The organism is Sphaerotilus hippei, assembly GCF_003201595.1.
GTDB classification, from domain to species: domain Bacteria; phylum Pseudomonadota; class Gammaproteobacteria; order Burkholderiales; family Burkholderiaceae_C; genus Sphaerotilus; species Sphaerotilus hippei.
The window spans coordinates 19,748-43,870 of the sequence record NZ_QJJS01000021.1 but is presented as its reverse complement, the minus strand read 5'-3'; the positions used below and the strand labels follow the sequence as shown (position 1 = coordinate 43,870).

General features: G+C 72.2%; 23 protein-coding genes. 15 read left to right on the top strand and 8 right to left on the bottom strand.

Translation table 11 applies throughout. From position 1 onward, the window contains the following. The first annotated feature begins 88 nt into the window (after positions 1-88). The 10 genes from cobO to C7444_RS17590 all read left to right on the top strand — a co-directional run bounded on the left by cobO (position 89) and on the right by C7444_RS17590 (position 9,407). Positions 89-658: a cob(I)yrinic acid a,c-diamide adenosyltransferase gene (gene cobO / locus C7444_RS17635; protein WP_110402172.1), complete on the top strand. Its 570-nt coding sequence runs from the start codon at positions 89-91 to the stop codon at positions 656-658. Positions 659-664: 6 nt separating this feature from the next. Then, entirely contained in the window at positions 665-1,759 is a 1,095-nt protein-coding gene (gene cbiB, locus C7444_RS17630; RefSeq protein ID WP_110402171.1) for an adenosylcobinamide-phosphate synthase CbiB, read from the top strand. Further along, on the top strand, positions 1,756-2,925 hold the full coding sequence (locus tag C7444_RS17625) for an aminotransferase (RefSeq protein ID WP_245909623.1): 1,170 nt from the start codon (positions 1,756-1,758) through the stop codon (positions 2,923-2,925). Before cbiB ends, C7444_RS17625 begins: the two co-directional genes overlap by 4 nt. Further along, entirely contained in the window at positions 2,922-4,442 is a 1,521-nt protein-coding gene (locus tag C7444_RS17620; protein WP_245909622.1) for a cobyric acid synthase, read from the top strand. Before C7444_RS17625 ends, C7444_RS17620 begins: the two co-directional genes overlap by 4 nt. A gap of 35 nt (positions 4,443-4,477) precedes the next feature. Continuing rightward, the gene (gene cobT / locus C7444_RS17615; RefSeq protein ID WP_110402169.1) at positions 4,478-5,512 is read left to right on the top strand and encodes a nicotinate-nucleotide--dimethylbenzimidazole phosphoribosyltransferase; all 1,035 of its coding nucleotides are present in this window, start codon (positions 4,478-4,480) and stop codon (positions 5,510-5,512) included. 7 nt (positions 5,513-5,519) lie between these two features. Next, positions 5,520-6,365 (top strand): adenosylcobinamide-GDP ribazoletransferase, encoded by an 846-nt coding sequence (locus C7444_RS17610; RefSeq protein WP_211317595.1) that lies wholly within the window; start codon positions 5,520-5,522, stop codon positions 6,363-6,365. Then, positions 6,362-6,934, top strand: a complete 573-nt coding sequence (locus tag C7444_RS17605; RefSeq protein ID WP_110402168.1) for a histidine phosphatase family protein — start codon at positions 6,362-6,364, stop codon at positions 6,932-6,934. The genes C7444_RS17610 and C7444_RS17605 overlap by 4 nt, the downstream gene beginning before the upstream one ends. Before the next feature lie 111 nt (positions 6,935-7,045). After that, entirely contained in the window at positions 7,046-7,462 is a 417-nt protein-coding gene (gene panD / locus C7444_RS17600; protein WP_110402167.1) for an aspartate 1-decarboxylase, read from the top strand. 47 nt (positions 7,463-7,509) lie between these two features. Further along, a complete protein-coding gene (bioB, locus tag C7444_RS17595; RefSeq protein WP_110402166.1) occupies positions 7,510-8,568 on the top strand; it encodes a biotin synthase BioB in 1,059 nt (352 codons plus the stop codon). 26 nt (positions 8,569-8,594) lie between these two features. After that, positions 8,595-9,407 (top strand): cobalamin-binding protein, encoded by an 813-nt coding sequence (locus C7444_RS17590; protein WP_110402165.1) that lies wholly within the window; start codon positions 8,595-8,597, stop codon positions 9,405-9,407. A 66-nt stretch (positions 9,408-9,473) separates the two neighbouring features. Here the strand turns inward: C7444_RS17590 and nth are convergent, their stop codons facing one another. The 4 genes from nth to C7444_RS17570 form a co-directional block, all read right to left on the bottom strand. Next, positions 9,474-10,112, bottom strand: a complete 639-nt coding sequence (gene nth / locus C7444_RS17585; protein ID WP_110402164.1) for an endonuclease III — start codon at positions 10,110-10,112, stop codon at positions 9,474-9,476. Between the two features lie 14 nt (positions 10,113-10,126). Then, a complete protein-coding gene (locus C7444_RS17580; RefSeq protein ID WP_110402163.1) occupies positions 10,127-10,534 on the bottom strand; it encodes a YchJ family protein in 408 nt (135 codons plus the stop codon). Positions 10,535-10,572: 38 nt separating this feature from the next. After that, the gene (locus C7444_RS17575; RefSeq protein WP_245909621.1) at positions 10,573-11,148 is read right to left on the bottom strand and encodes an RES family NAD+ phosphorylase; all 576 of its coding nucleotides are present in this window, start codon (positions 11,146-11,148) and stop codon (positions 10,573-10,575) included. 68 nt (positions 11,149-11,216) lie between these two features. Further along, positions 11,217-11,894: a hypothetical protein gene (locus C7444_RS17570; RefSeq protein ID WP_245909620.1), complete on the bottom strand. Its 678-nt coding sequence runs from the start codon at positions 11,892-11,894 to the stop codon at positions 11,217-11,219. A gap of 146 nt (positions 11,895-12,040) precedes the next feature. Between C7444_RS17570 and yaaA the strand changes: the two genes are divergently transcribed. The 4 genes from yaaA to C7444_RS17550 all read left to right on the top strand — a co-directional run bounded on the left by yaaA (position 12,041) and on the right by C7444_RS17550 (position 15,091). Further along, complete coding sequence (gene yaaA / locus C7444_RS17565; RefSeq protein WP_110402161.1) at positions 12,041-12,814, top strand: peroxide stress protein YaaA; 774 nt, start codon at positions 12,041-12,043, stop codon at positions 12,812-12,814. Between the two features lie 53 nt (positions 12,815-12,867). Beyond that, positions 12,868-13,731, top strand: a complete 864-nt coding sequence (locus tag C7444_RS17560) for a 2OG-Fe(II) oxygenase (protein ID WP_110402160.1) — start codon at positions 12,868-12,870, stop codon at positions 13,729-13,731. A gap of 35 nt (positions 13,732-13,766) precedes the next feature. Beyond that, complete coding sequence (locus C7444_RS17555; protein ID WP_110402159.1) at positions 13,767-14,315, top strand: hypothetical protein; 549 nt, start codon at positions 13,767-13,769, stop codon at positions 14,313-14,315. Positions 14,316-14,482: 167 nt separating this feature from the next. After that, entirely contained in the window at positions 14,483-15,091 is a 609-nt protein-coding gene (locus C7444_RS17550; RefSeq protein WP_170130793.1) for a GNAT family N-acetyltransferase, read from the top strand. Between the two features lie 117 nt (positions 15,092-15,208). Here the strand turns inward: C7444_RS17550 and C7444_RS17545 are convergent, their stop codons facing one another. Continuing rightward, the gene (locus C7444_RS17545; protein ID WP_110402157.1) at positions 15,209-16,687 is read right to left on the bottom strand and encodes a DEAD/DEAH box helicase; all 1,479 of its coding nucleotides are present in this window, start codon (positions 16,685-16,687) and stop codon (positions 15,209-15,211) included. An 812-nt stretch (positions 16,688-17,499) separates the two neighbouring features. Here C7444_RS17545 and C7444_RS17540 point away from each other — a divergent pair. Next, positions 17,500-18,255 carry a PEP-CTERM sorting domain-containing protein gene (locus C7444_RS17540; RefSeq protein WP_110402156.1) on the top strand — a complete coding sequence of 252 codons (756 nt, stop codon included), beginning with the start codon at positions 17,500-17,502 and terminating at the stop codon, positions 18,253-18,255. A gap of 63 nt (positions 18,256-18,318) precedes the next feature. Here the strand turns inward: C7444_RS17540 and C7444_RS17535 are convergent, their stop codons facing one another. The 3 genes from C7444_RS17535 to C7444_RS17525 are packed head-to-tail and all read right to left on the bottom strand — an operon-like array spanning position 18,319 to position 24,123. Further along, the gene (locus C7444_RS17535) at positions 18,319-19,113 is read right to left on the bottom strand and encodes a hypothetical protein (RefSeq protein WP_110402155.1); all 795 of its coding nucleotides are present in this window, start codon (positions 19,111-19,113) and stop codon (positions 18,319-18,321) included. Positions 19,114-19,122: 9 nt separating this feature from the next. Beyond that, entirely contained in the window at positions 19,123-21,804 is a 2,682-nt protein-coding gene (locus C7444_RS17530; RefSeq protein ID WP_110402154.1) for a tyrosine-protein phosphatase, read from the bottom strand. An 18-nt stretch (positions 21,805-21,822) separates the two neighbouring features. Next, complete coding sequence (locus C7444_RS17525) at positions 21,823-24,123, bottom strand: GumC family protein (RefSeq protein ID WP_110402153.1); 2,301 nt, start codon at positions 24,121-24,123, stop codon at positions 21,823-21,825.

Genomic DNA, 24,123 nt, shown 5'->3' with positions numbered 1-24,123 from the left:
GGCGCCGCCGGCCCGCCAGGCCACCGTGATCGAGCTCACCCGCCACCGGCGCGGCTGAGTCCTGCCCTGAACCCGGAACCCGTCCACCATGCAGATCGAATCCCCTCCCGTCGACCGTGAGCGCCGCGTGCCCGAAGGCGAGCGCCGCGGCCTGATCCTCGTGCACACCGGCGACGGCAAGGGCAAGAGCACGGCCGCCTTCGGCCTGGCGCTGCGCGCCCACGGCCGCGGCAAGGCGGTGCGGATCTACCAGTTCATGAAGGTGCCCAGCGCCCGTTTCGGCGAGCACCGGCTGTTCGAGCAGCTGGGCGTGCCCATCGAGGGCCTGGGCGACGGCTTTTCCTGGAAGAGCAAGGACCTCGAGCATTCGGCCCAGCTGGCCCGCGACGGCTGGGCGCGGGCCGAGGCCGTGATCCGGGCCGGCGAGCATTTCCTGGTCGTGCTCGACGAGATCATGTATCCGCTGCGCTACGGCTGGCTGCCGCTCGAGCCGGTGCTGCAGGCGCTGCGCGAGCGGCCGGCCCATGTGCACGTGGTGCTGACCGGGCGCAACGCGCCCGACGAGCTGATCGAGCTGGCCGACACCGTCACCGAGATGACGCTGGTCAAGCACCATTTCCGGGCCGGCGTGCCGGCCCAGCGTGGCATCGAGGACTAGGACGGCATGAGCGCCTCCGGCTGGCTTGCGCTGCTGTGCGCCCCGGCGCCCTGGCCGCTGGCGCTGGCCGGGGCGCTGCTGCTGGCCTGGCTCGGGGACCGGCGCTGGGGCGAGCCGCCCGACGCCTGGCACCCGGTGGCCTGGCTGGGCCGGGTGCTGGGGCCGGTCGGGCGGCGGCTGCGCCGCGCGCGGCCCGCGCTGGCGCTGCCCGGTGGCGCGCTGGCCTGGACGGTGCTGGCCGGCCTGCTGATGGCCGCGGCCGCCTGGCTGCAGGCTCGGCTGCTGAGCCTGCCCGCGCTGCTGGCGCTGCCGCTGCTGGCCGTGCTGCTCAAGCCGCTGTTCGCCTGGCGGATGCTGCACGACGAGGTGGCCGCCGTCGGCGCGGCGCTGCAGCAGGGGCTCGAGCCCGGTCGCCAGCGGCTCGCCCGCCTGGTCAGCCGCGACGTGACGGTGCTCGACGCCAGCCAGGTGCGCGAGTCGGCCATCGAGACCCTGGCCGAGAACCTCAACGACTCGTTCATCGCCCCGCTGGCCTGGCTGCTGCTGCTGGGCCTGCCCGGGGCCGTGCTCTACCGCTTCGCCAACACCGCCGACGCGATGTGGGGCTACCGCGGCGCCTGGGAGTGGGCCGGCAAGTGGGCCGCGCGCGCCGACGACCTGCTGTCCTGGCCCACCGCCCGGGTCAGCGCGCTGCTGCTGCGCCCGTGCTGGCGCCCAAGTGCCTGGGGCCTGCTGGCCGACCAGGCCGCGCTGACCCCGTCGCCCAACGGCGGCTGGCCCATGGGCGCGATGGCGCTGCAGCTGGGCGTGCGCCTGTCCAAGCCCGGGGTCTACGTGCTCAACGCCGCCGGCCGCCCGCCCGAATCCTCCGACCTGCAGGGCGCGCTGCTGCTGGCCACGCTGGCCGCCCACGCCTGGCTGGGCCTGCTGCTGACGGCGCTGGCCGGGCTGGGCCTGGCCGGCCTGCCGGGGGCGGCGGACCGGCTGCCGGGCCTGCTGCCCTGGCTGGCCGACGTGGCCGGCCCATGGCTGGCTCAGATCCCGAGCCCGTGGATGGCGCCGCAGGCCGGGCCGATGGGGCCGGGCAGGGGGGCGTCATGAGCATCCCCCCGACGTCGAGTCCCGATGCGGGCGCCTGCGGGGCGCCGGCCACGTCGGGCCCTGCGTCGGCCCTGCTGACGGATGTGCGGGCGGACGTGCCACCCGCTGCGCTGCCCGGCCTGGTGCCGTTGCATGGCGGCCCGGACGCGCTCGGCGTGCCACGCTGGGACTTCTCCACCAACGCCAACGCCTGCGGCCCCGCGCCCGGGGTGGTCGAGGTGCTGGCGCGGGTCGACGCCCGCCATTACCCCGACCCCGGCTACCACACGCTGCGCGAGCAGCTGGCGCGGCTGCACCGGGTCGATCCGTGCCGCATCGTGCCCGCGGCCAGCGCCAGCGAGTTCATCCAGCGCCTGAGCACGGCCATGGCGCTGTGCCGCCCCGGCGCCCGCGTGCGCTGGCCCGTGCCGGGTTATGGCGACTACGGCCGTGCCGCCGCCGCCCTCGGCCTGCAGGCCGACGATCAGGCCCCCGACCTGTGCTGGCACACCGAACCGTCGAGCCCGCTGGGCCGGGCCGACGCGCCACCGCCGCGGCCCGCCGCCGCCGTGCTGGTGGTCGACCGGGCCTACGCGCCGCTGCGGCTCGAGGGCCGTGCGCCCGAGCTGCCCGCGGCGGCCTGGCAGCTCTGGTCGCCCAACAAGGCGCTGGGCCTGACCGGCGTGCGGGGCGCCTACGCGATCGCGCCCGAGGCGGCCCTGGCTCATGCAGAGAGCCTGGGCGAGGCGAGCCCGGACCTGCAGGCCCGGCTGCTGCAGCGCGTGCAGGCGCTGGCGCCGTCGTGGCCGCTGGGCGCGCATGCGGTCGGCCTGCTCGAGTGCTGGGCCGGCGCCGACACCCAGGCCTGGGTGCGGGACTGCCTGCCCGTGCTGCGGCGCTGGAAGCAGGCCCAGGTGGCGCTGCTGCAGCACGCCGGCTGGCAGGTGCAGGCCAGCGTGACCCCCTTCCTGGTCGCCCGCGCGCCGCACTGGCCCGCCGGGCAGACCCCGGCCGCGCTGCTGGCCGGCTGGCGCGAGCGTGGCCTGAAGCTGCGTGACACCACCTCGATGGGCCTGCCCGGCTGGGTGCGCCTGAGCGTGCAGCCGCCCGCGGCCCAGGCGGCGCTGGCGGCCTGCCTGGGGGCCGCGGCCTCACCTTCCTCCTGCTTCGATCGGAACTGCGCATGACGACTCCCGTCCGTCCCCTCGGCCGTGCCGTGATGGTGCTGGGCACCACCAGCGGTGCCGGCAAGAGCTGGCTGGCCACCGCGCTGAGCCGCTGGTATGCCCGCCAGGGCCTGAAGGTCGCGCCCTTCAAGGCCCAGAACATGAGCAACAACGCCCGCGTCGTGCCCGGCCCGGGCGGGCGCATGGGCGAGATCGGCAGCGCGCAGTACTTCCAGGCGCTGGCCGCGCGGGTGCGCCCCGAGGTGCGCCACAACCCGGTGCTGCTCAAGCCCGAGGCCGACACCCGCAGCCAGGTCGTCGTGCTGGGCGAGGTCGACCGGGCGCTGGGCGACATGCCCTGGCGCCACCGCAGCGAGGCGCTGTGGCCGCATGCCCGCGACGCGCTGCAGGCGCTGCAGGCCGAGAACGACGTCGTCGTCATCGAGGGCGCGGGCTCGCCCGCCGAGATCAACCTGCACAGCAGCGACTACGTCAACATGCGCACCGCCGTGGCCGCGCGGGCCGCCTGCCTGCTGGTCACCGACATCGACCGCGGCGGCGCCTTCGCCCACCTCTACGGCACCCACCAGCTGCTGCCGGCCGACGAGCGCGCGCTGATCCGGGGCTTCGTGCTCAACCGCTTCCGCGGTGACGCGGCGCTGCTGGCGCCCGGCCCCGAGCAGCTGCAGGCGCTGACCGGCGTGCCCACGGTGGCGGTGCTGCCGATGTGGCGCGAGCACGGCCTGCCCGAGGAGGACGGCGTGTTCGACGAGCGCTCCACCGGCGGCACCGGCCAGCGCCCGCTGCGCGTGGCCGTGATCGCCTACCCGCGGCTGAGCAACCTCGACGAGTTCCAGCCGCTGCGCAACCTGCCGCAGGTGCGCCTGAGCTGGGTGCGCGAGCCCGCCGGGCTCGACGGGGTCGACTGGGTCATCCTGCCCGGCTCCAAGCACACCAGCGCCGACCTGGCCTGGCTGCGGGCGCAGCGGCTCGATGCGGCCATCAACCGCCACGCCCGCGCCGGCGGGGCGGTGCTGGGCATCTGCGGCGGCCTGCAGATGCTGGGCGAGGCGCTGATCGACCTGCACGGCGTCGAAGGCGGCCCCGCCGCCGCGGTGATCGGTGCCAATGGCCCCGGCCTGGGCCTGCTGCCGCTGGTCACGCAGTTCGATCCGGTCAAGCTGCTGCGCCCGAGCCGGGCCCGCTTCGCGGCCACGCTGGCCGGGCCCTGGCAGGCGCTGGCCGGCGTGGCCTTCGAGGGCTACGAGATCCACCACGGCCGCACGGTGCAGCACGCCGGCCTGCCGGCCGCGGCCACCGCGCTGCACGACGAGGCCGGCGAGGTGCTCGGCTGGCAGCAGGGCCCGGTGCTCGGCGTCTACACCCACGGCCTGTTCGAGTCGCCGGCCGTGCTGCAGGCGCTGTTCGGCCAGCGCTGCCGCACGCTCGACAGCGTCTTCGACGGCCTGGCCGACTACGTCGATGCCCATTTTTCCCCGGGTGTGCTCAACGGCCTGCTCGAGCCGCATCACCCATGACGACCCATTCCAACCCTTCAGCGGAGGCTGCCCCCATGAACATCCTGCCCCAGGTCACCGACCTGCAAGACGAGCCGCTGGCCGCCCGCCTGCAGCACCACCTCGACCACAAGACCAAGCCGCTGGGCTCGCTCGGCCGCCTCGAGGCGCTGGCGCTGCAGCTGGGCCTGATCCAGAGCAGCACCCGCCCGCAGCTGCTGCACCCGCAGCTGGTGGTGTTCGCGGCCGACCACGGCCTGGCCGCCCGCGGCGTGTCGGCCTACCCGAGCGACGTGACCTGGCAGATGGTCGAGAACTTCCTGTCCGGCGGCGCGGCCGTCAGCGTGCTGGCGCGCCAGCACGGCCTGGCGCTGACGGTGGTCGATGCCGGCGTGCGCCACCACTTCACCCCGCGCCCGGGCCTGCTGCAGCGCAAGATCGGCCCCGGCACGGCCGACATGCTCGACGGCCCGGCCATGTCCGAGGCCGAATGCGCCAGCGCCATCGAGACCGGCTGCGGCGTGGTGCGCAGCCTGCCGGGCAATGTGCTGATCTTCGGCGAGATGGGCATCGGCAACACCTCGTCGGCCGCGCTGCTGCTGGCGCGCCTGAGCGGCGAGCCGATCGAGCGCTGCGCCGGCCGCGGCACCGGCCTCGATGACGCCGCGCTGCAGCGCAAGATCGGCGTGCTGCAGGCCGTGCTGCAGCGCCACGAGGGCGTCGACGCGCCGCTGGCCGTGCTCGCCGCGATGGGCGGCTTCGAGATCGCGATGATGGTCGGCGCGGTGCTGCAGGCCGCGGCCGAGCGCCGGGTCATCCTGGTCGACGGTTTCATCGTCAGCGCCGCGGTGCTGGTGGCCGCCCGCCTGCAGCCCCATGTGCTGCAGCGCTGCGTGTTCGCGCACCAGTCCGACGAGGCCGGCCATGCGCTGATGCTGCGCCAGCTCGGCGGCCAGCCGCTGCTGCAGCTCAGCCTGCGCCTGGGCGAAGGCTCGGGCGCGGCGCTGGCCTGGCCGCTGCTGGTGTCGGCCTGCCGCATCCTGGCCGAGATGGCCAGCTTCGAGGCCGCCGGCGTCAGCCAGCAGGCCTGAGCCCGCGATGGTCCTCGCCCTGCTGCGCCACGAGCTGCGCCTGTTCTTCCTGGCGCTGCAGTTCTTCACCCGCATCCCCGTGCCGGCCTGGGTCGGCTACGACCCGGCCTGGATGCACGCCAGCGCGCGCCACTACCCGCTGGTGGGCCTGGTGGTCGGCGGCTGGGGCGCGGTGGTGCTGCTGCTGGCCGGGCAGATGCTGCCCATGTCGGTGGCGGTGCTGCTGTCGATGGCCGCGACCGCCTGGCTCACCGGCGGTTTCCACGAGGACGGCCTGGCCGACACCTGCGACGGCCTGGGCGGTTCGGTCTCGCGCGAGCGGGCGCTCACCATCATGAAGGACTCGCGCCTGGGCAGCTACGGCGCGCTCGGGCTGTTCTTCGTGCTGGGCCTGAAGGCGGTGACGCTGTCGGAGCTGGCCGCCTGGGACGCGCTCGAGACCGCCGCGGTGATCCTCTGGTCCCATGTGGCCTCGCGGGCGCTGCCGGTCGTGCTGCTGTGGCGGCTGCCGTATGCGGGCGACCCCGAGCACGCCAAGGCCAAGCCCATGGCCCAGCAGATCTCCGGCCGCGGCCTGGGCTTCGTGCTGGCCACCGTGCTGCTGGCCGCCGCGGCGCTGCACACGCTGCTGGGGCAGGCGCTGCCGCTGGCCACCTCGGGGCTGGCGCTGGCCGCCATGGGCCGCTGGTGCGCCCGCTGGTACCGGCAGCGGCTGGGTGGCTACACCGGCGACACGCTCGGCGCGTCGCAGCAGCTCGGCGAGCTGGCGATCTACCTGGCCTGGCTGGCCACGGTGGCGCTGCTGCAGGACCCCGCGGGGGATCCAGCGGCCCTCGACGAGGCGCCGGTGTGAGCGCCGTGCCCACGCTGCTGATCTGGCGCCACCCGCGCCCGGTCGGTGCGGCCGGGCGCTGCATCGGCCGCACCGACCTGCCGGTGCCCGCGCGCCGCGCCAAGCGCCTGGCGCACCGCATCCGCCGCCTGGCGCGGCGCGAGGGCCTGGCCCGCGAGGTGTGGAGCTCGCCGCTGCGCCGCTGTGCCGACGTGGCCCGCTGGTTGCGCCGCTGGGGCTGGCGCCACCATGTCGACCCGCTGCTGCTCGAGCTCGACTTCGGCCGCTGGGACGGCCTGGCCTGGAGCCGCATCGACCCGGCCGAGGTGGCCGCCTGGGAGGCCGATTTTGGCGCCCACGCGCCCGGCGGCGGCGAGTCGCTGCTGCAGATCCGCCAGCGCGTGTCGGCCCACCTCGCCGGCCTGGCCGCGGCGGGCGGGCCGCGGCTGCTGGTCGGCCACGCCGGCTGGATCAACACGCTGCGCCTGCTCGAGCGGGCGGACCTGACCCCGCAGGACTGGCCGGCCGCCCCGGCCCACGGCACGCTGCAGCGCTGGCCGCCCGAAAGCCCCGGGTCCCGCTGCGGTTGACGTTAACGTCAGCCGCGGCCCGCTGCCCTTATCATCGCCGGCCTCGGCGAGATCCGCCCGCCCGGTCCTCGTCCTCCCCCTCCCGAACCCAGCCCGACCTGCGCCACCACCATGTTCCGCACCCTGCTGAAATCCAAGATCCACCGCGCCACCGTCACCCACTGCGAGCTGCACTACGAAGGCTCCTGCGGCATCGACGAGGACCTGATGGACGCCGCCAACCTCTGCGAGAACGAGCAGATCCACATCTGGAACATCAACAACGGCGAGCGTTTTGTCACCTACGCGATCAAGGCGCCGCGCGGCAGCGGCATCTTCTCGCTCAACGGCTCGGCCGCGCGCCGCGCCAGCGTCGGTGACCTGATCATCATCGCCGCCTTCGGCCAGGTGCACGAGGACCAGGTCGGCGCGTTCAAGCCCCGGCTGGTGTTCATGGACGAGGCCAACCGCACCAAGGAACTGCGCGACCACGCGCAGAACCCCGAGCAGCACTCGCCGCTGCGCCCGATCACCGTCGCCGAGGCCTGAGCCGTCCCGGTCGAGCCACCGCCCCGTCCCCGTCCGAACCCCGCCGCATGACCTCTTCGACCCTGCAAGGCGCCGCGAGCGCTGCCTGCGCCGTGGCCGCGTCCCCGGAACCGCCCGTCCACCAGCCTGTCCATCTGCACCGCCCGCGGCGCCCGAGCGAGCCGGCCGCCGAGGCCCGCTGGACCGTCGCCGCCATCGAGGCGCTGTTCGACCTGCCGTTCAACGACCTGCTCTGGCAGGCCCAGCAGGTGCACCGCGCCCACTTCGACGCCAACGAGGTGCAGCTCTCCACGCTGCTGTCGATCAAGACCGGCGGCTGCCCCGAGGACTGCGGCTACTGCCCGCAGTCGGTGCACCACGACACCGGCGTCGAGGCCGGCAAGCTGATGGAGGTCGATGCGGTGCTGTCGGCCGCCCGCGAGGCCCAGGCGCAGGGCGCGACCCGCTTCTGCATGGGCGCGGCCTGGCGCGAGCCCAAGGACCGCGACGTCGAGAAGGTCGCCACGCTGGTCGCGGGCGTCAAGGCGCTGGGCCTGGAGACCTGCTGCACGCTGGGCATGCTCAACGCGTCGCAGGCCCGCAGCCTGCGCGAGGCCGGGCTCGACTACTACAACCACAACCTCGACACCTCCCCCGAGCTCTACGGCGACATCATCACCACGCGTGACTACCAGGCCCGCCTGGACACGCTGGGCCATGTGCGCGCGGCCGGCCTGTCGGTGTGCAGCGGCGGCATCGTCGGCATGGGCGAGAGCCGTGCCCAGCGCGCCGGCCTGGTCGCCCAGCTGGCCAACCTGTCGCCGCACCCCGAGTCGGTGCCGATCAACGAGCTGGTGCAGGTCGAAGGCACGCCGCTGGCCGGCACCGCCAAGCTCGATCCCTTCGAGTTCGTGCGCACCATCGCCGTGGCCCGCATCACCATGCCCACCGCCCGCGTGCGCCTGTCGGCCGGGCGCGAGCAGATGGGCGAGGCCATCCAGGCGCTGTGTTTCCTGGCCGGTGCCAACTCGATCTTCTATGGCGACAAGCTGCTGATCACCGGCAACCCGCAGGCCGAGCGCGACCGCGCGCTGCTCGACCGGCTGGGCCTGCACACCGCCCGCTGAAACGCTGCCTGCCCGCCGAGCCCGCCATGAGCCCCGTCCCGGACCGTTTCCCCCAGCGCATCGTCTGCCTGACCGAAGAGACGACCGAGACGCTCTACCTGCTCGGCCAGCAGCACCGCATCGTCGGCATCTCGGGCTACACCGTGCGCCCGCCGCAGGCCCGCCAGGAGAAGCCGCGGGTCAGCGCCTTCCTGAGCGCGAAGATCGACCGCATCCTCGAACTCGAGCCCGACCTGGTGCTGGGCTTCTCCGACCTGCAGGCCGACATCGCCAGCCAGCTCATCCGCGCCGGCGTGGCGGTGCACGTGTTCAACCAGCGCCGCATCGCCGGCATCCTGCAGACCATCGCGATGATCGGGGCGATGGTCGGCGCCCACGAGCGCAGCGCCGTGCTGCTGGCGCAGCTGCAGGCCGGGCTGGACGAGGCGGCGGCCGCCGCGCGCGGGCTGCCGCGCCGCCCGCGGGTCTATTTCGAGGAGTGGATGGACCCGCTGATCACCGGCATCGGCTGGGTCAGCGAGCTGATCGAGCTGGCCGGCGGGCAGGAATGTTTCCCCGAGCTGGCCGGCCAGTCGCTGGGCAGGCACCGCATCATCGCCGACCCGCTCGAGGTCGTGCGCCGCTCGCCCGAGCTCATCCTCGGCTCCTGGTGCGGGCGCAAGTTCCGGCCCGAGCAGGTCATGGCGCGCGAGGGCTGGGCCGACGTGCCCGCGGTGCGCCACGCCCAGGTCTTCGAGATCAAGTCCAGCGAGATCCTGCAGCCCGGCCCCGCCGCGCTGACCGACGGCCTGCGGCAGATCCGCACCCGCCTGGACGACTGGGCCCGGCTGCACGCCTGAGCCGCCCGTGCCACCTGAATCACCACCCGGTCGATCGCGGTGGCCCGGTGCCGCCTCAGGTCGACTTCAGGGCGCCGCCGTCTTCGGCTCGAAGTGGCAGACCTCGGCCACCTGGCAGTGCCAGCACTGCGGCTTGCGCGCCTGGCAGACGTAGCGCCCGTGCAGGATCAGCCAGTGGTGCGCGTCCTCGGCATAGGCCTTCGGGATGCGCCGCAGCAGCTGCATCTCCACCTCGTAGGGGGTCTTGCCCGGTGCCAGCCCGGTGCGGTTGCCCAGGCGGAACAGGTGGGTGTCGACCGCGCAGGTCGGCTCGCCGAAGGCCACGTTCAGCACCACGTTGGCCGTCTTGCGGCCCACCCCCGGCAGCGCCTCCAGCGCCTCGCGGTCGTGCGGCACCCGGCCGCCGTGCTGCTCGAGCAGGATGCGGCAGGTCTCCACCAGGTGCTTCGCCTTGTTGCGGTACAGGCCGATGGTGCGGATGTGCTCCATCACCCCCTCGGCGCCCAGCGCCAGCATGCGGCGCGGCGTGTTGGCCACCGGGAACAGCCGCCGCGTCGCCTTGTTCACGCTCACGTCGGTCGCCTGCGCCGACAGCAGCACGGCCGCCAGCAGCTCGAACACCGAGCTGTACTCCAGCTCCGAGGCCGGCATCGGGTTGGCCGCCTTCAGCGTCGCGAAGAAGCGCTCGATCTCGGCCGCCTCCATCCACGCCGGGCGGCTCATCGCTGCTCCCCGTCGACGTAGAACCAGCGCCCGTCCTCGCGCACGAAACGGCTGATCTCGTGCAGCCGCACCGCGCGCCCGCCCCACTTGCTGCGCGCCACGAACTCCACCGTCGCCTGGTCCGCGTCGATCGGCACGTGCCGGCGCACCTCCAGCCCCAGCCAGCGCCGCCCCGGCTCGTTGGGCTCCAGCGTCGCCGGGCGCCGGCCGGCCTGCCAGGTCGCCAGCAGGTAGTCCAGCTCATCGAGCACGAAGGCGCTGTAGCGCGAACGCATCAGCGCCTCGGCCGTCGGCGCCTGCAGGTGCCCGGGCCCTGCGTGATAACGCCCGCAGCAGGCGCCCAGCGCCTGCCCGCTGCCACAGGGGCAGGGCGCTTCAACGGGTTTTGGTGTGGATCGGCTCATGCGCGCGCATGGTGCCAGAAGCCGGGGCTGCCGCAGGTTCAGCACGCCTCGATGCCCGCACGCAGGGCGGCCGCCAGGATGGCCTGGCGCAGTTCATCGTTGCTCCTGAGCGGGCCGCCGATCCGCAGGCCGGTCAGGGCCGTGGCCACCCGGTCGCCGAACAACAGCAAGGCCCGGTCACGGTCCCGCTGTCGTGACATCCAGATCAGGCCATCCACCTGCGTGAACTGCCGGTGCAGCGCCTGGGCCCACCGTGCCGTCATGCCATAGGCTGCCGGCGGACTGGCAATGAGCTCCTCTTTCGGCACCCTCAGGCGATGCAGGCCTTCGCTGGTGAGGTCGGCCAGCAGCAGTTCCCGCTGCGGCACGATCTGGCCATGCCCGCGCTGGGCAAAATCATCCAGATCCACGAACTTGTCCAGCGCATCGATCGGCACATGGTGAAAGATCGTCTCGAAGAGCGCACAGTCGCGTGACGAGCCGCCGTAGAGATAGGGCACGACCTGCGCATGCCGGTCGCGGATGGGTGCAAATCGTGTGGGCTTGACCGGTGAGCCGCTGGCGTCGACCCCCGGGTTGAAACTCTCGGGGGCGTAGGCCACCTGATGGATCACGTGGATGGCCTCTCCCGCAGGCCAGTGATCGAAGAGCGGATCCAGCCGTGCTCCCGGTGCCCGGCAATTCAAGCCGCACTCCCGCCGGCATCCTGTCGTGCGGCGGCGATCACGGCCTCGGGGTCGCGGGTCAGCCAGTCCACCGGACGGGCCTGGTCGGGCAGCCAGCCGTTGTTCGAGGTGAACCACAGCGCGATCTTCCAGGGGGCCTTGTGTTCCCCGAAGGCTTCGAGGATCGCCTGCACGGCCTTGATCGGCTTGTGCTGCTCGAACTGGAACGCAGGAAAGACCTCGCGTGTGCGGGCGCTGGCATCGGGGTGGCGCACGGCAAACACCTGGCGGCGCTTGCGCCAGTTGTCGGCCAGTGCATGTCGGTTGGCCGCCTGCGATCGGTTGGCATCCGCCAGCTGCTCGGCGCTCAGGTAACCGAACTCGTTGAGCACACGAGCATGACGCGTGGCCAGCTGCCGGGCCATCTGCAGATCGACCGTGCTCGGCACCAGCATCTGCTCGGTCATGAAGTCGACCATCTGCTCGAGCCGGCGTTCGCGCACTTCGGCCGTCTTTTCCGCCAGCAGGCGATCGAGCAGCGGCATGACACTCTCCAGCACCTGGGACGCGGCATCGTCTTCGATGCCGATCAGATAGGTGTGCCGTCGGGGCTGGAGCGTGCCCGGTGGCGGTGGGCAGGGCTGGAAAGACAGCAGGTCACCGCTCTGGACAGGAGGCTGGGTGTTCTTGTTCATGCTGAAGAGTCTGGTTTCGATCGTGATGATCGATCTGACTGAATTGTATTCTTGTCGATCAGTTCGGTCATCCGTGATGGCCTGCAGCCTGCGCCACGCGCTGCTACCCTCGCGGGCTGACTCCTTCTGACCCCTTGCCGCCTGCCATGCTCTTCCTGCTGTCGCCTTCCAAGGCCCTGGACTACGACACCCCGGCCACCGTGCCGGCCACCGAACCCGTCTTCACCGCGCAGGCGGGCGAGCTGATCGGGCTGCTGCGTCCGCTGGCGCCGCAGCAGGTCGCGGGGCTGATGCACCTGTCGGATGCGCTGGCGGGACTCAATGCGGCCCGCTACGCCGCCTGGCAGCCGCAGGCCACGCCCGACAACAGCAAGCCCGCCGTGCTGGCCTTCGATGGCGACGTCTACGACGGCCTGTCGGCCCGCACGCTGGGCGCGGACGACCTCGCCTGGGCGCAGGATCACCTGGTGATCCTGTCGGGCCTCTACGGCGCGCTGCGCCCGCTCGACGCGCTGCAGCCCTACCGCCTCGAGATGGGCACCCGGCTGGCCAACCCGCGCGGCAAGACGCTCTACGCCTGGTGGGGCGACACCATCGCCGCCTACCTGAACCAGCGCCTGCAGGCCGACGCCACGCCGGTCATCGTCAACCTGGCCTCGCAGGAGTACTTCAAGGCCGCCGACCGGCCGGTGCTCGCCGCGCGCGTCATCGAATGCGTGTTCGAGGACTGGAAGGGCGGCCAGTACAAGATCATCAGCTTCTTCGCCAAGAAGGCGCGTGGCCTGATGGCGCGCTGGGCCATCACCCACCGGGTGCGCCACCCCGAGGCGCTCAAGGGCTTCGACCTCGACGGCTACGCCCACGATGCCGCGGCCTCCGGCCCCGACCGCTGGGTGTTCCGGCGCCGCCAGGGCGACTGACTTTTTGCGCGGCCCGCTCCGGAATCGGGGGGCGGGCCTGTCAGAATTTCGGCATGAGCAGGCTCAGAAGCACCCAGACCGTCACCCCCGAATTGCGCCAGTGGATCATCGACCAGGCCATGGCGGGCCATGCACCCGACGCGGTGCTGCAGTCGATGCTGGATGCGGGCTGGGACGAGGACGTCGCGCTGTCGGCGCTGGAACACACGCTGCAGCAGCACCTCGAGCAGCAGCAGCTGGCCGCCGCGCAGCCGGCCGCGCCGTCCATGCCCGAGCCCGACCTGGCCGGCTCGCCGTCGACCGTCTGGGCCCACGACCGCGAGGTCCAGGTGCTGATGAGCCTGAAGCAGCCGCGGGTGGTCGTCTTCGGCGGCCTGCTCAGCGAGATCGAGTGTGACCGCCTGGTGGCGCTGGCCGCGCCGCGGCTGAGCCGCTCCGAGACCGTCGACCACCACACCGGCGGCAGCGAGGTCAACGAGGCCCGCACCAGCCGGGGCATGTTCTTCGGCCGCGGCGAGCACGAGCTGCTGCAGCGCCTCGAGGCCCGCATCGCCGCGCTGGTGCGCTGGCCGGTCGAGAACGGCGAGGGCGTGCAGGTGCTGAACTACCAGCCCGGCGCCGAATACAAGCCGCATTACGACTATTTCGACCCCGATCAGCCCGGCACGTCGACCATCCTGCGCCGTGGTGGCCAGCGGGTTGGCACGGTCGTGATGTACCTCAACACCGTGGCGCATGGCGGGGGCACGACCTTCCCCGACGCCCACCTCGAGGTGATGCCGGTCAAGGGCAACGCGGTCTTCTTCAGTTATGAGCGACCCCACCCCAGCAGCCGCAGCCTGCATGGTGGCGCCCCCGTCATCGAGGGCGAAAAATGGGTCGCGACCAAGTGGCTGCGTCAGTCGCGCTTCGACTGAGCTGATAATTTCGGTCCCACCGAGGAGTAGTTCCCATGAAGACGAGATTCACCGCTGCCGCCCTGCTGTCGTGCGTGGCTGCACTGGCACATGCCCAGGGGGCCGGCCAGGCGCCCGCGCCCCAGAGCGGCACGGTCACCACCACGCTGCCCAGCCCGCCGGTGCAGCTCTCCCCGGTGCCCACGCTGACCCCGGTGCCTGTCGTCAAGGTGCCGAGCTCGCCGGCGCTGTCGGCTTCGGCCACCGCCACGGGGGCCGCCGCGGCCGACAAGGTGCGCAGCAAGGCCGAGGCCCGCCGCGACGCCGCCGCCGCCCGCCTGATGGCCGATCCGGCCGCCCCCGCCCAGGCCGGCGCCAGCAAGGCCAAGGCCCGCACCGCCGAAGAGCGCAAGGCCCGCCGGCTCGAGCGGGCCAAGCAGCGCCAGGCCGCCCGCGCGTCCGGCAAGGCCGCGCGCAGCGCCAAGGCCGGTGCGTCGACCAAGGCCTCGGCGGCCGAACGCGTGAAGGCGCAGCGCCAGAAACGACTCGAAGCGCGCCAGGCCAAGGCCCGTGCCGCCAGGCAGCGCGCCGCGGCCCGCCCCTGATTCCGGGGTGGCGTGAACCCTGCTTTGCATACATGCCGTAACCTGACTGTGCATGCAGTCACGTTGGGCGTGCATCATTTCGCAGTACGTCGTTGTACCTGGAGCCGTTTGTCATGCTGTTGTCCCCGTCCACCGCTGCAGATCGATCGTCCGAGCGATCGACCGCGGTGACCGTTCGTCCCCTGCGCCTGCTCGACGGCCTGGCCGTCACCGGCGTGATCCGTCATCTGTTTCCGCAGTGCTCCGGCGCCCGCATCCGCCGCTGGCTGCGCGACGAGCCGCACAGCCTGGCCGTGGCGCTGGTCCAGGGCCGGCTGGTGGGTGTCGTGCGCCTGCAGGTGCATCCGGGTGACGGCTGCACCGAGATCGATCTGCTGGGCGTGCTGCCCAGTGCGCGCGGTCAGGGCGTCGGCACGGCGCTGCTGCGCCATGCGGAACAGACCGCCTGCGCCTGTGGTGCCTCGTGCGTGCTGCTGGGTCCGCAGACCGTCGAGTCGGCCCAGCAGGTGCAGGTGGGTGCCGACGGTTTTTTCAGCCGGGCCGGTTACGTGCCGCTGCAGCCGCAGGATGCGCTGCTGTCGGGTCACGACCTGAGCCTGCGGCGCGAAGGGGTGTCGCTGCAGCGCTGCCTCAAGCGCGAGGTGCCGATGCCGGCCTCGCCCCGCTGGGGCCTGCGCGAGGCCCACCGGCCGCGCGTGCCGCACGCGCTGTTCAGCCGGGTGGTCCGCCATGCGCTGCTGGGCTTTTCAGCCTGGGCGCCGGCCCGGACCACCTGAGCCGCCCCGACCCGAGGCCCGCAGAGGGCCAAGTCGGTGGGGCAGGGCGCCTGGGCGCCCCGTGAAGCCGGCCGCAGCCGATCCGCAGATCCGCCGCGGGCCGGCCTGAGGCCGCGATCAGCCCTGGCGCGAACGTGCCGGCGGGCGCGTCAGCGCACCACCGCCACCACCGGTGGCTGCACGCGGCTTGGGCGCGGCCGGGCGCTGGCCCTGGCCGGCGGCAGCCGGACGGCCACCACCACCACCGCCGGCCGGACGGCCCTGCGGTGCCGCGCCGCGGCTGTCGCTCCGGCCACCACCGTCACGCGGACCGCGGCCTTCGGAGTTCGGGCCGCGCGGCGGGCGCTGAGCGCCGCCACCACCGCCGCCGCCGCCGGACGGGCGCTTGTTGCCACCGCCCGTGCCGTTCATCATGCGGCGGCCGACCTGGATCGGCTCGGCGCGCTCACCCGCGTCGGGGCCGAAACCGGCCACCGTCTCGCGCGGCAGCGTGCGCTTGATCAGCTTCTCGATGTCGCCCAGGAAACCCTCTTCGTCCAGGCACACCAGCGACAGCGCCTCGCCCTGCGCGCCCGCGCGGCCGGTGCGGCCGATGCGGTGCACATAGTCTTCCGGCACGTTGGGCAGCTCGAAGTTGATCACGTGCGGCAGCTGGTCGATGTCGATGCCGCGCGCCGCGATGTCGGTGGCCACCAGCACGGCCAGCTCGCCGGTCTTGAACTCGGCCAGCGCCTTGGTGCGGGCACCCTGGCTCTTGTTGCCGTGGATCGCCATCGCGCTGATGTCGTTCTTGTTCAGGAACTCGCACAGCCGGTTCGCGCCGTGTTTCATGCGCGTGAACACCAGCACCTGGTGCCAGTTCTGCGACTTGATCAGGTGGGCCAGCAGGTCCTTCTTCTTCTCGCGGCCGACGTTGATCACGCGCTGCTCGATGGTCTCGGCCGTCGTGTTGCGGCGCGCCACCTCGATCACCTGCGGCTTGTTCAGCAGCTTGTCGGCCAGCGCCTTGATCTCGTCGCTGAAGGTCGCCGAGAACAGCAGGCTCTGCTTGTTCTTCGGGATGATGGCCAGCACCTTCTTGATGTCATGGACGAAGCCCATGTCCAGCATGCGGTCGGCCTCGTCGAGCACGAAGTACTGCACGCGGCTCAGGTCCAGCGTGCCCTGCTGGTGGTGGTCGAGCAGGCGGCCGGGCGTGGCCACCAGGATGTCGACGCCGCGGCGCAGGCGGTCGACCTGCGGGCCCATGCCCACGCCGCCGAACATCACCATGCTGGTCAGCGACAGGTACTTGCCGTAGGTGCGCACGCTTTCTTCCACCTGAGCGGCCAGCTCGCGGGTGGGGGTCAGGATCAGCGCCCGGATGGCCGGACGGCCCTTGGCGTCCTTGACCGGCTCGCCCGCGTTCAGGCGGTGCAGCAGCGGCAGCGTGAAGCCGGCGGTCTTGCCGGTGCCGGTCTGCGCGCCGGCGAGCAGGTCGCCGCCCGCGAGCACCGCGGGAATGGCTTGCTGCTGGATGGGGGTCGGGGTGTCGTAGCCCTGTTCGTGAACGGCACGAAGAAGGGGCTGGGCCAGGCCCAGATCATCAAAGGTCATCAGGTGGTCCCGCTCAAGCGGGCGAGGTCAGCGCCTGCGGCCCCTCGTTGCGAGGGCGCCAGTCGGAGGCGGCGACGGTGTCGGGGAGAGCGTCTGAGCGACGGTCGAACCCTGACTGGTGCGGGTTCGTCCAGCGCATTGTACCGCCCGCGCCACGCCGCCCGCGGCGCGGGCGCTTTTGCCATTGCGGGCCCGGGGGACTCCGCTGGCGCCCGCCCGCAACGCCCGCCACCCCCGGATCCTGTGCAGGTTTCACGCCCCGCCGTGCGGCATCGGTCACGCCCGGATACTCGCCACCCCCGCGAACGGGGGGTTTACCGTGACCGGTCGGACGAGTTTCGGTCGGGTTTTTCTCAAACTGCACGACAGGGTTGTCTCGAACCCTGGAACCGGGGGGTGCCCCGTCGCGGGTCCCGCCGCGTCCCACGGGCCGGCCGGCGGCCGGGGCGCCATGCCCGAGCCGGGGTCCGGCCGCCGCGCCATCGCCGTCGGAAATTGTAAGTGCTTGTCGCCAATTGAAAAACACTGCATGACGAGCCCGGAACCGGTGCGGATCCGCCCGTGCCTGACGGCCCTCGGGTCATGTTGCTGCAGTGCGTCAATCAGCCTTGTGTTTGCTGCACATTTGCGCACTCCGGCCGCGGGCGGGGCCTGCAGAATGGGCCCGCTCCTGGGTTCCCTCCATACCACACGTTCCCCCGGAACGAAGGGTCACAAGGTCCCCACGGCAAGCGGCCCGATTGATATATTGGGAACGCGTATCCAGAGCCTCTTTGGATATTTCTGTTCATTTCCTTCACGGGGGTATTTTCATGCTCAAGAAAGTAATTGCCGCCGCTGCGGCAACGATGCTGATGGCCGGTTCGGCCTTCGCCGCCAGCCCTGGCTTCGAAGACGGCACCACCACCAGCTACCAGCCGCAAGGTTCGACCACCATCAATGCCATGACCGGCACGCTGGCGGTCCAGTCCTACGGCAGCTCGGTCACGGTGACCGAAGACACCTTCGACGCCAGTGGTGCCCTGACCTCGTCCAACGGCTACCTGGCCGCCATCTCGTCGCCGACGTCCAACTCGATCCTGGGCGTGGACTACGGCACCCAGTTCGGCGCGCTGACCACCGGCAACTCGTTCACCGCCTACAAGATGCTGACGCTCGACTCCGTGTCGACCGGCAGCGCCGAACTGGCGTTCCAGCTGCTGACGTTTGACACCGACGCGGCCTACAACGACTCGTTCACCGTGCGTTTCCTGTCCGGCTCGACCGAACTCGGCACGGCCTACTGGACCGCTCAGGACAACCTGACGGTCACCGGTGGCGCCTATGGCACCGTGTCGCCGTGGGTCTACATGTCGGTCCTGGCCGGCACGACCAACGTCGAGATCTACCTCGAGAACGCCGGTGCCGCCGCCGGTGACAACGCCAACCTGCCGGTGCTGGCCGTCGACTATGCCGAACTGAACTCGGTGGTCACGCCGGTTCCGGAACCCGAATCGCTGGCCATGATGATGGCCGGCCTGGGTGCCCTGGGCTTCCTGGCGCGTCGCCGCTCCACGAAGAACGCCTGATCAGCGCTTGACGCTGCGGACCGCCGCTCCTGAAGGGCGGTCCACGAGACAGGCCGGCTGCGTTCAGTAGCCGGCCTGTCTCGCTTTCTGGCGCGCCACTTCCAGGGCGGCGCGCCGCTCGGCCGCCGCGGCCGATGCGGCCACCTCGGCGGCGGCCGCCGCTTCGGCCTCCGCGGCCTGCTTCTGCAGCGCCAGGCCCTCGCGCCTCAGGCGGTCGATGATGCCGGGCTCCCGGCGCAGCATCCAGGCCATCACGTCCTCGGGGGTTTCCTGCCAGTGCCGCAGCACCAGGGCGGCCAGCGTGGGCTGCACGTCCTCTTCCTTCGGGCCGAGCTCGTTGGCGCGGCGCCACGAGGCGAACACCGTGGCCGCCGGCTGTCCGGCCGCGCTCTGCATCACCGCCAGACTGGCCCAGGCCTGCGCGTTGCCCGGCCTCAGGGCCACCGAGCGCTGCTGCAGCGTCAGCGCCTGCGTGTACCAGCCGATCTCCGGCGATCCCGGCTGGCCACCGGTCCACACCGACTGTCCCCGCAAGGCATGGAGCTGCGCCAGCTGGTCGATCAGCACGACATCGTCGGGCGTCAGCTCGAGGGCCGCCTTCAGCGTGCCCTCCGCCTGCTGCCACTGTTCAGGGGTCCAGGGCGCGCGGCCGGTGGACCAGTCGTTCAGGTCGTTGCGCAGCTCGGCGGTGCTCCAGCTGGCCGAGAACACCCGGCCGGCTTCCCGCACCATGGCCCCTGCGGCCACCGTGCCCAGCGCCGCCACCACGAGGGCGGCCGCGCAGGCCAGCCGGCTGGGGCCCTGGCCGCGGCGCACCAGGCGGTCGGCCTGGCTGCCCGATGCTTGCGCATTCGCCATCCCCATCGTTCAGCGCCGTTTCGGTTGCTGGGGCAGCAGGTCGAAGTCCTGCAGCCGGAAACCCCGCGGGCGGCCCGGTTCACCCGGATCCACGCGGTGCGGGCCCGAGGGATTCGAGGCCCGCGCGGCCATCTGGCGTGCCTCGCGGCCCAGGCCGGTGCCCACGCTGTCGGCCTGCGGTGCCGTGGCGCCGGGCGTGCCCGGTGCGGGGCGCGAGAGCTCGTCGTGCTCGAACACCTCCACCGGCACCTCGCCGCGCAGCCGCACCGGAATGGTGGGCGAGGCGTGCTTGCGGCGCAGCGGCGGCGGCTGGGTGTCCAGCGCCTCCACCTCGACATGGGGCCGCGGCCGTGTCGGCGCGGCCGCGGCCGGCCGGGGGCTGTCCGGCGCCGGGCGCAGGTCCTGCCGGCTGCGCACGTAGGCGTCGAGCTTGCTCGCCATGCTGCGGACGGTGTTCGTGGCGGGTGCGGCCGGCGGGTTGGCCGGGGCCGCCGCGGCGGGCATCGGCATGGCCTCGGCGGGTGCCGCCACGCGCGGGTCCGACACGCTGGGCCGCTGCAGTCCGTCGGGCGGCAGGGCGGCGGCACCGTTGCTGGCGTTGGCGTTGGCGTTGGTGGCGTTGGCACTGGCGACCGCACGCTCCGGAATGCTCTGGAACGCCGCCGGGCGGGAGTCCGCAGCCCGGGGGGCCGGACGCAGCGGCGCCATGGGCGGCGCGGCCGAGAACAGCCCCTCCGGGCGCAGCACCTCGTCTTCGAGCAGCGGCATCGGCTCCGACCGGGGGGCCGAGGCTGGCGGGCGCGCGGGCGGCCGCGGGAACGGGGCCGACGGCCGCATGGCCGCAGGTGCCGCTGCAGGTGTGGGAGCGGGCGAGGGTGAGGGCGCGGGTGAAGGCGCCGTCGCCGGTGGCACGGCTGCAGATGGAACTGCCGCAGGTGCCGGTGCCACCGTGGCCTGAGCCGCCACCGGCGCGGGTTGGCGTGCCTGGGCAGGCGCCACGGTGATCGATGGCGGCAGCGGCGATGCGGGGGCCGCCACGGGCGCCCGCATGGGCGCTGCAGCCTGCTTGTCAAGCGGCGCGGCCGCTGGCGTGCGCAGGGTCTCGGCGATCCGTGCCGATGCCGCGGGCGACGTGGCGGCTGCCTGCTGAACCGGTGTCTGTGGGCTCACCGAGGACCGAAGTCGGTCGGGATCAGGACTGCCGACGGGCGCTGCCGCTGGAGCTGGCGCGGCCTGCACCGCCGGGGTTGGTTGGATGGCGGCTGCCACCGGCGCGGGCGAATTCGCTGGCGCAGACACCACGGCAGGCGCGGCACGCTCCACCATCGAAGCCTGAGCCTGAGCCTGAGCCTGAGCCTGAGCCTGAGCCTGAGCCTGAGCCTGAGCCTGAGCCTGAGCCTGAGCCTGAGCCTGAGCCTGAGCCTGAGCGGGCGTCGGCTCCGCTGCTGCTGTCGTGTGTACGCGTACCTTTTCGGCGGCAGCTGCAGGCGTTGCCGCCGGGGCCACCGCCTGCGCTGCTGGCATCGGCGGCATGGCGCCCGACAGCCCGGCGGGCTCGGTGCCGCGGAAGCCTTGCGGGCCGAACAGGTCCGACAGCGACCACTCCACCACCGGTTCGCTGTCGCTGTAATCGTTCAGCGGGGCCGGGCGGGACTGGGCCTTGGCGGTCGACGCCGAGGGCGCCAGGTTCGAGAACTTCGGCGCCGGCGGGGTCGTGTCGCTCCAGCCGGGGCCGAAATCCGAGTCGTTCAGCGTGGCGTGGCGGCGCACCGGCGCGGCGGGGGCCATGGGCTTCAGGCCCAGGCTCCATTCGTCGGCCTTCGCGGTCGCGGCCTGCGCGACCGGGTCGGGCACCACGTCCAGCTCGGTCAGCACGAAGGCCAGCGGTTCGTGGCTCTTGCCGCCCGGGGCGGCCGGGCTCATCAGGTCGCGCAGCACCGTGCCGTCGCTGCTGGCGAAGGCCACCTGGCCCACGCCCACCAGCTTCGCCGGTCCGGTGTCGGTCAGCTGCAGCGCCAGGGCCTCGCCGTAGTGTTCCACCAGCCAGGCGCGCGCGGCGCCCAGGCGCGGGCGGCGGCCCTTCAGGTTGTGGGCGTCGCTGGCCACCGCGGCCACGCAGCTGCCCAGCTCCAGCAGCTTGCGCGCCGTCACCTGGGCCTTCTCGCCAAATTCGCCCAGCAGCGAGGCCGCCGTCAGCTGCACCTTGCAGCCCGCGTCCAGCAGCGGCTGCAGCGCGTTCAGGTTTTCCATCACCGCGCGGTTGCGCTCCGGGTGCGCCACCAGCGGCTGCAGCCCGTGGGCCACCAGCCGGGCCAGCAGCCGGTCGGCGCCCACCGGCACCTGGCCGTCGGGCAGCTCCACCAGCACCGTGCGCACGCCGTCGGTGCCGCGGCCCAGGCAGGTCAGCCGGTCGCTGGCCAGCCAGTCGAGCATCTCGGGGCACAGCCGCACCTCGGCGCCCCAGCTCAGCGTCAGGCTCAGGCCCTGAGCCAGCACCGCTTCACGCAGCGTGGCAAAGGTCTCGGCGATGCGCTCGGGCGTGTTGTCGTAGACGCCGGGGTAGATGTGGGGCGTGGCCACCACATGCTGCACCCCGTCCTCTTCCATCGCGCGCAGCAGGTCGAGCGACTCCGCCAGGGTGCGCGGGCCGTCGTCGATGCCCGGAAGAACGTGAGTGTGCAGGTCCAGCATGGTGGTCGGGTGTCAGCCTCAGGTCGTGGGGGCGGGTTGAACGGCGGTGGCCGGCTTGGCGCCGCCATCGTAGCTCGTGCCATAACTGCCGTAGGTGCCGCCATAGGCCGCATAGGTGTTCTGGCCGTACTCGCTGCCGTAGTAGCGCTGCGCCTTGTCGAAGTCGAGCCCGTTCACCACCACGCCCTGGATGTGCGTGCCCGCGCGCTGCAGCCGGTTCAGCGACTTGCGCGCCATCGTGTAGGTGCTCTGGTTGGCCTTGACGACGAACACCGTCTCGCTGGCCATCGGCGCGATCGACATCGCGTCGCTCACCAGCTCCACCGGCGGCGAGTCGATCAGGATGAAGTCCAGCTGCGGCTTCAGGTGCTCGATCACCTCCTTGAAGCGCTGCGACAGCAGCAGCTCCAGCGGGTTGGGCGGCACGTCGCCGGCCGGGATCACCATCAGCGTGCTGCCCTCCACCTGGTGCACACACTCCTTCAGCGTGGCCGTGCCGGCCACCAGGTTCGACAGGCCCTTGGCATTGGCCGGCAGGCCCAGGCGCGTGCCCACCTGCGGCTTGCGCATGTCGGCGTCGATCAGCAGCGTGCGCTTGGTCTGCGCCAGCGCCAGCGCCAGGTTGGTCGAGGTCGAGGTCTTGCCTTCGGTCGGCAGGCTCGAGGTCACCAGCACCACCCGGTGGCGGGTGTCGATGTTCGACAGCAGCAGCCCCGTGCGCGCGGTGCGCATCGCCTCGGCGTGGTGCGAGCTGGGCGCCTCCACGAACAGGCGGCCCACCTTGGGCGCGTCCTCCTCGGTCACCGCCGGCAGCACCGTCAGCACCGGCTGGTGCAGCTTCAGTTCGGTCGACTCGCCGCCCTTGATGGTGTTGTCCAGCCGCTCCATCGCCAGCGCGCCGCCGCTGCCCAGCAGCAGGCCCAGCATGAAGGCCACCAGAATGATCTGCGCCTTGTTCGGCTTGACCGGCACATTGGCCGCCACCGCCGGGTCCACCACGCGCGCGATGGCCGACTGCAGGTCGCTGCCCGAGCTCAGCTCCTTGGCGCGGATCATGAACATCTCGTAGAGCTGCTTGTTCGACGACACGTCACGCTCCAGCACCGCGAGCTTGAACTCCTTGCGGTTCACGTCCTGCACCGAGCCGCTGGCCGTCTCCAGCTCGGCCATCAGCGCGCCTTCGGCACGGCGGGCGTTGCCATACTCCTCCAGCACGCTCTTGACCACCGCCTGGATCTGCGCGCGCTTGTAGCTGCGCGCCTCGTCCACCGCACTCTTGGCCACCAGCACGTTGGGGTGGCTGCTGCCCAGGGTTTCCGTCAGCTGCGCCAGGTTGCGCACCGCTTCGGCTTCGCGCTGCAGCGCGCCCTGCACGCCCATGCTGCTCACCACCGCCGGCACATTGCTGTAGTCGCCGTTCTTGATCGACGAGATGCCCTGGTAAGCGCTGTCGAGCGTCATGCGGCGCGCCCGTGCATCGGCCAGGCGGGTCGACACATCGGCAATGCGCCGCCCGGCCAGCGCCTGCGCCGAGCCCTCCAGGCTCACCAGGCCCTGGTCCTCGCGGTATTTCTGCAGCAGGTCTTCCGACTCGGCCAGCTTCGTGCGCAGCTCGGTGGCGCGCTGGTCCAGCCAGCCGTTCAGCGCCTGGGCCTGCTTGAACTTGGCTTCACGGTCGGCGTCGATGTAGCGAGCGGCCAGCTCGTTGGACACCCGCTGCGCCAGGTTGCGGTCCGGCGACTCGAAGCTCACCTTCACCAGCTGGCTCAGCCGCACCGGCTCGACGCTGAGGTTGTTCATCACCGCGCCCACGGTGGCGCTGGCCAGCTTGTCGTCGGTCCACTCCGGCTGCGCCTCCTTCACGCCCACCAGCGCCAGCATCTTCTTGCCGATGCCGTCGCCGCCCTTGCGCGGGTCGAATTCAGGCTGGTTCCACAGCTTCATCGCCGTGACCGTCTTCAGCGCCACGTCCCGCGACTTCAGGATCTCGACCTGCGTCTGGTAGTGCTCCTTGGTCTGGGCCGCGCCGGCAAACATGTCGTCGAACGACAGCACCTTGCCCTTGCCCTGCTCGATCAGCACCGTCGCGGTCGACTTGTAGATCGGCGTCATCGAGAACGCCACCGCCGCGGCCAGCAGCGCCATCATCGTCGCCAGGCCCAGGATGGGCCACTTGCGCGCCTTGATGCTGCGCCAGTAGTCCAGCAGCGCCAGCTTGCTCTCGTCCGACAGGCCCAGCTGCACCGGTGCAAACGGCATCGGCTGCCCGGGCATGGCCAGCGGGCCCTGCTGCGGGTTCACAACTTGTATCTGGTTCAT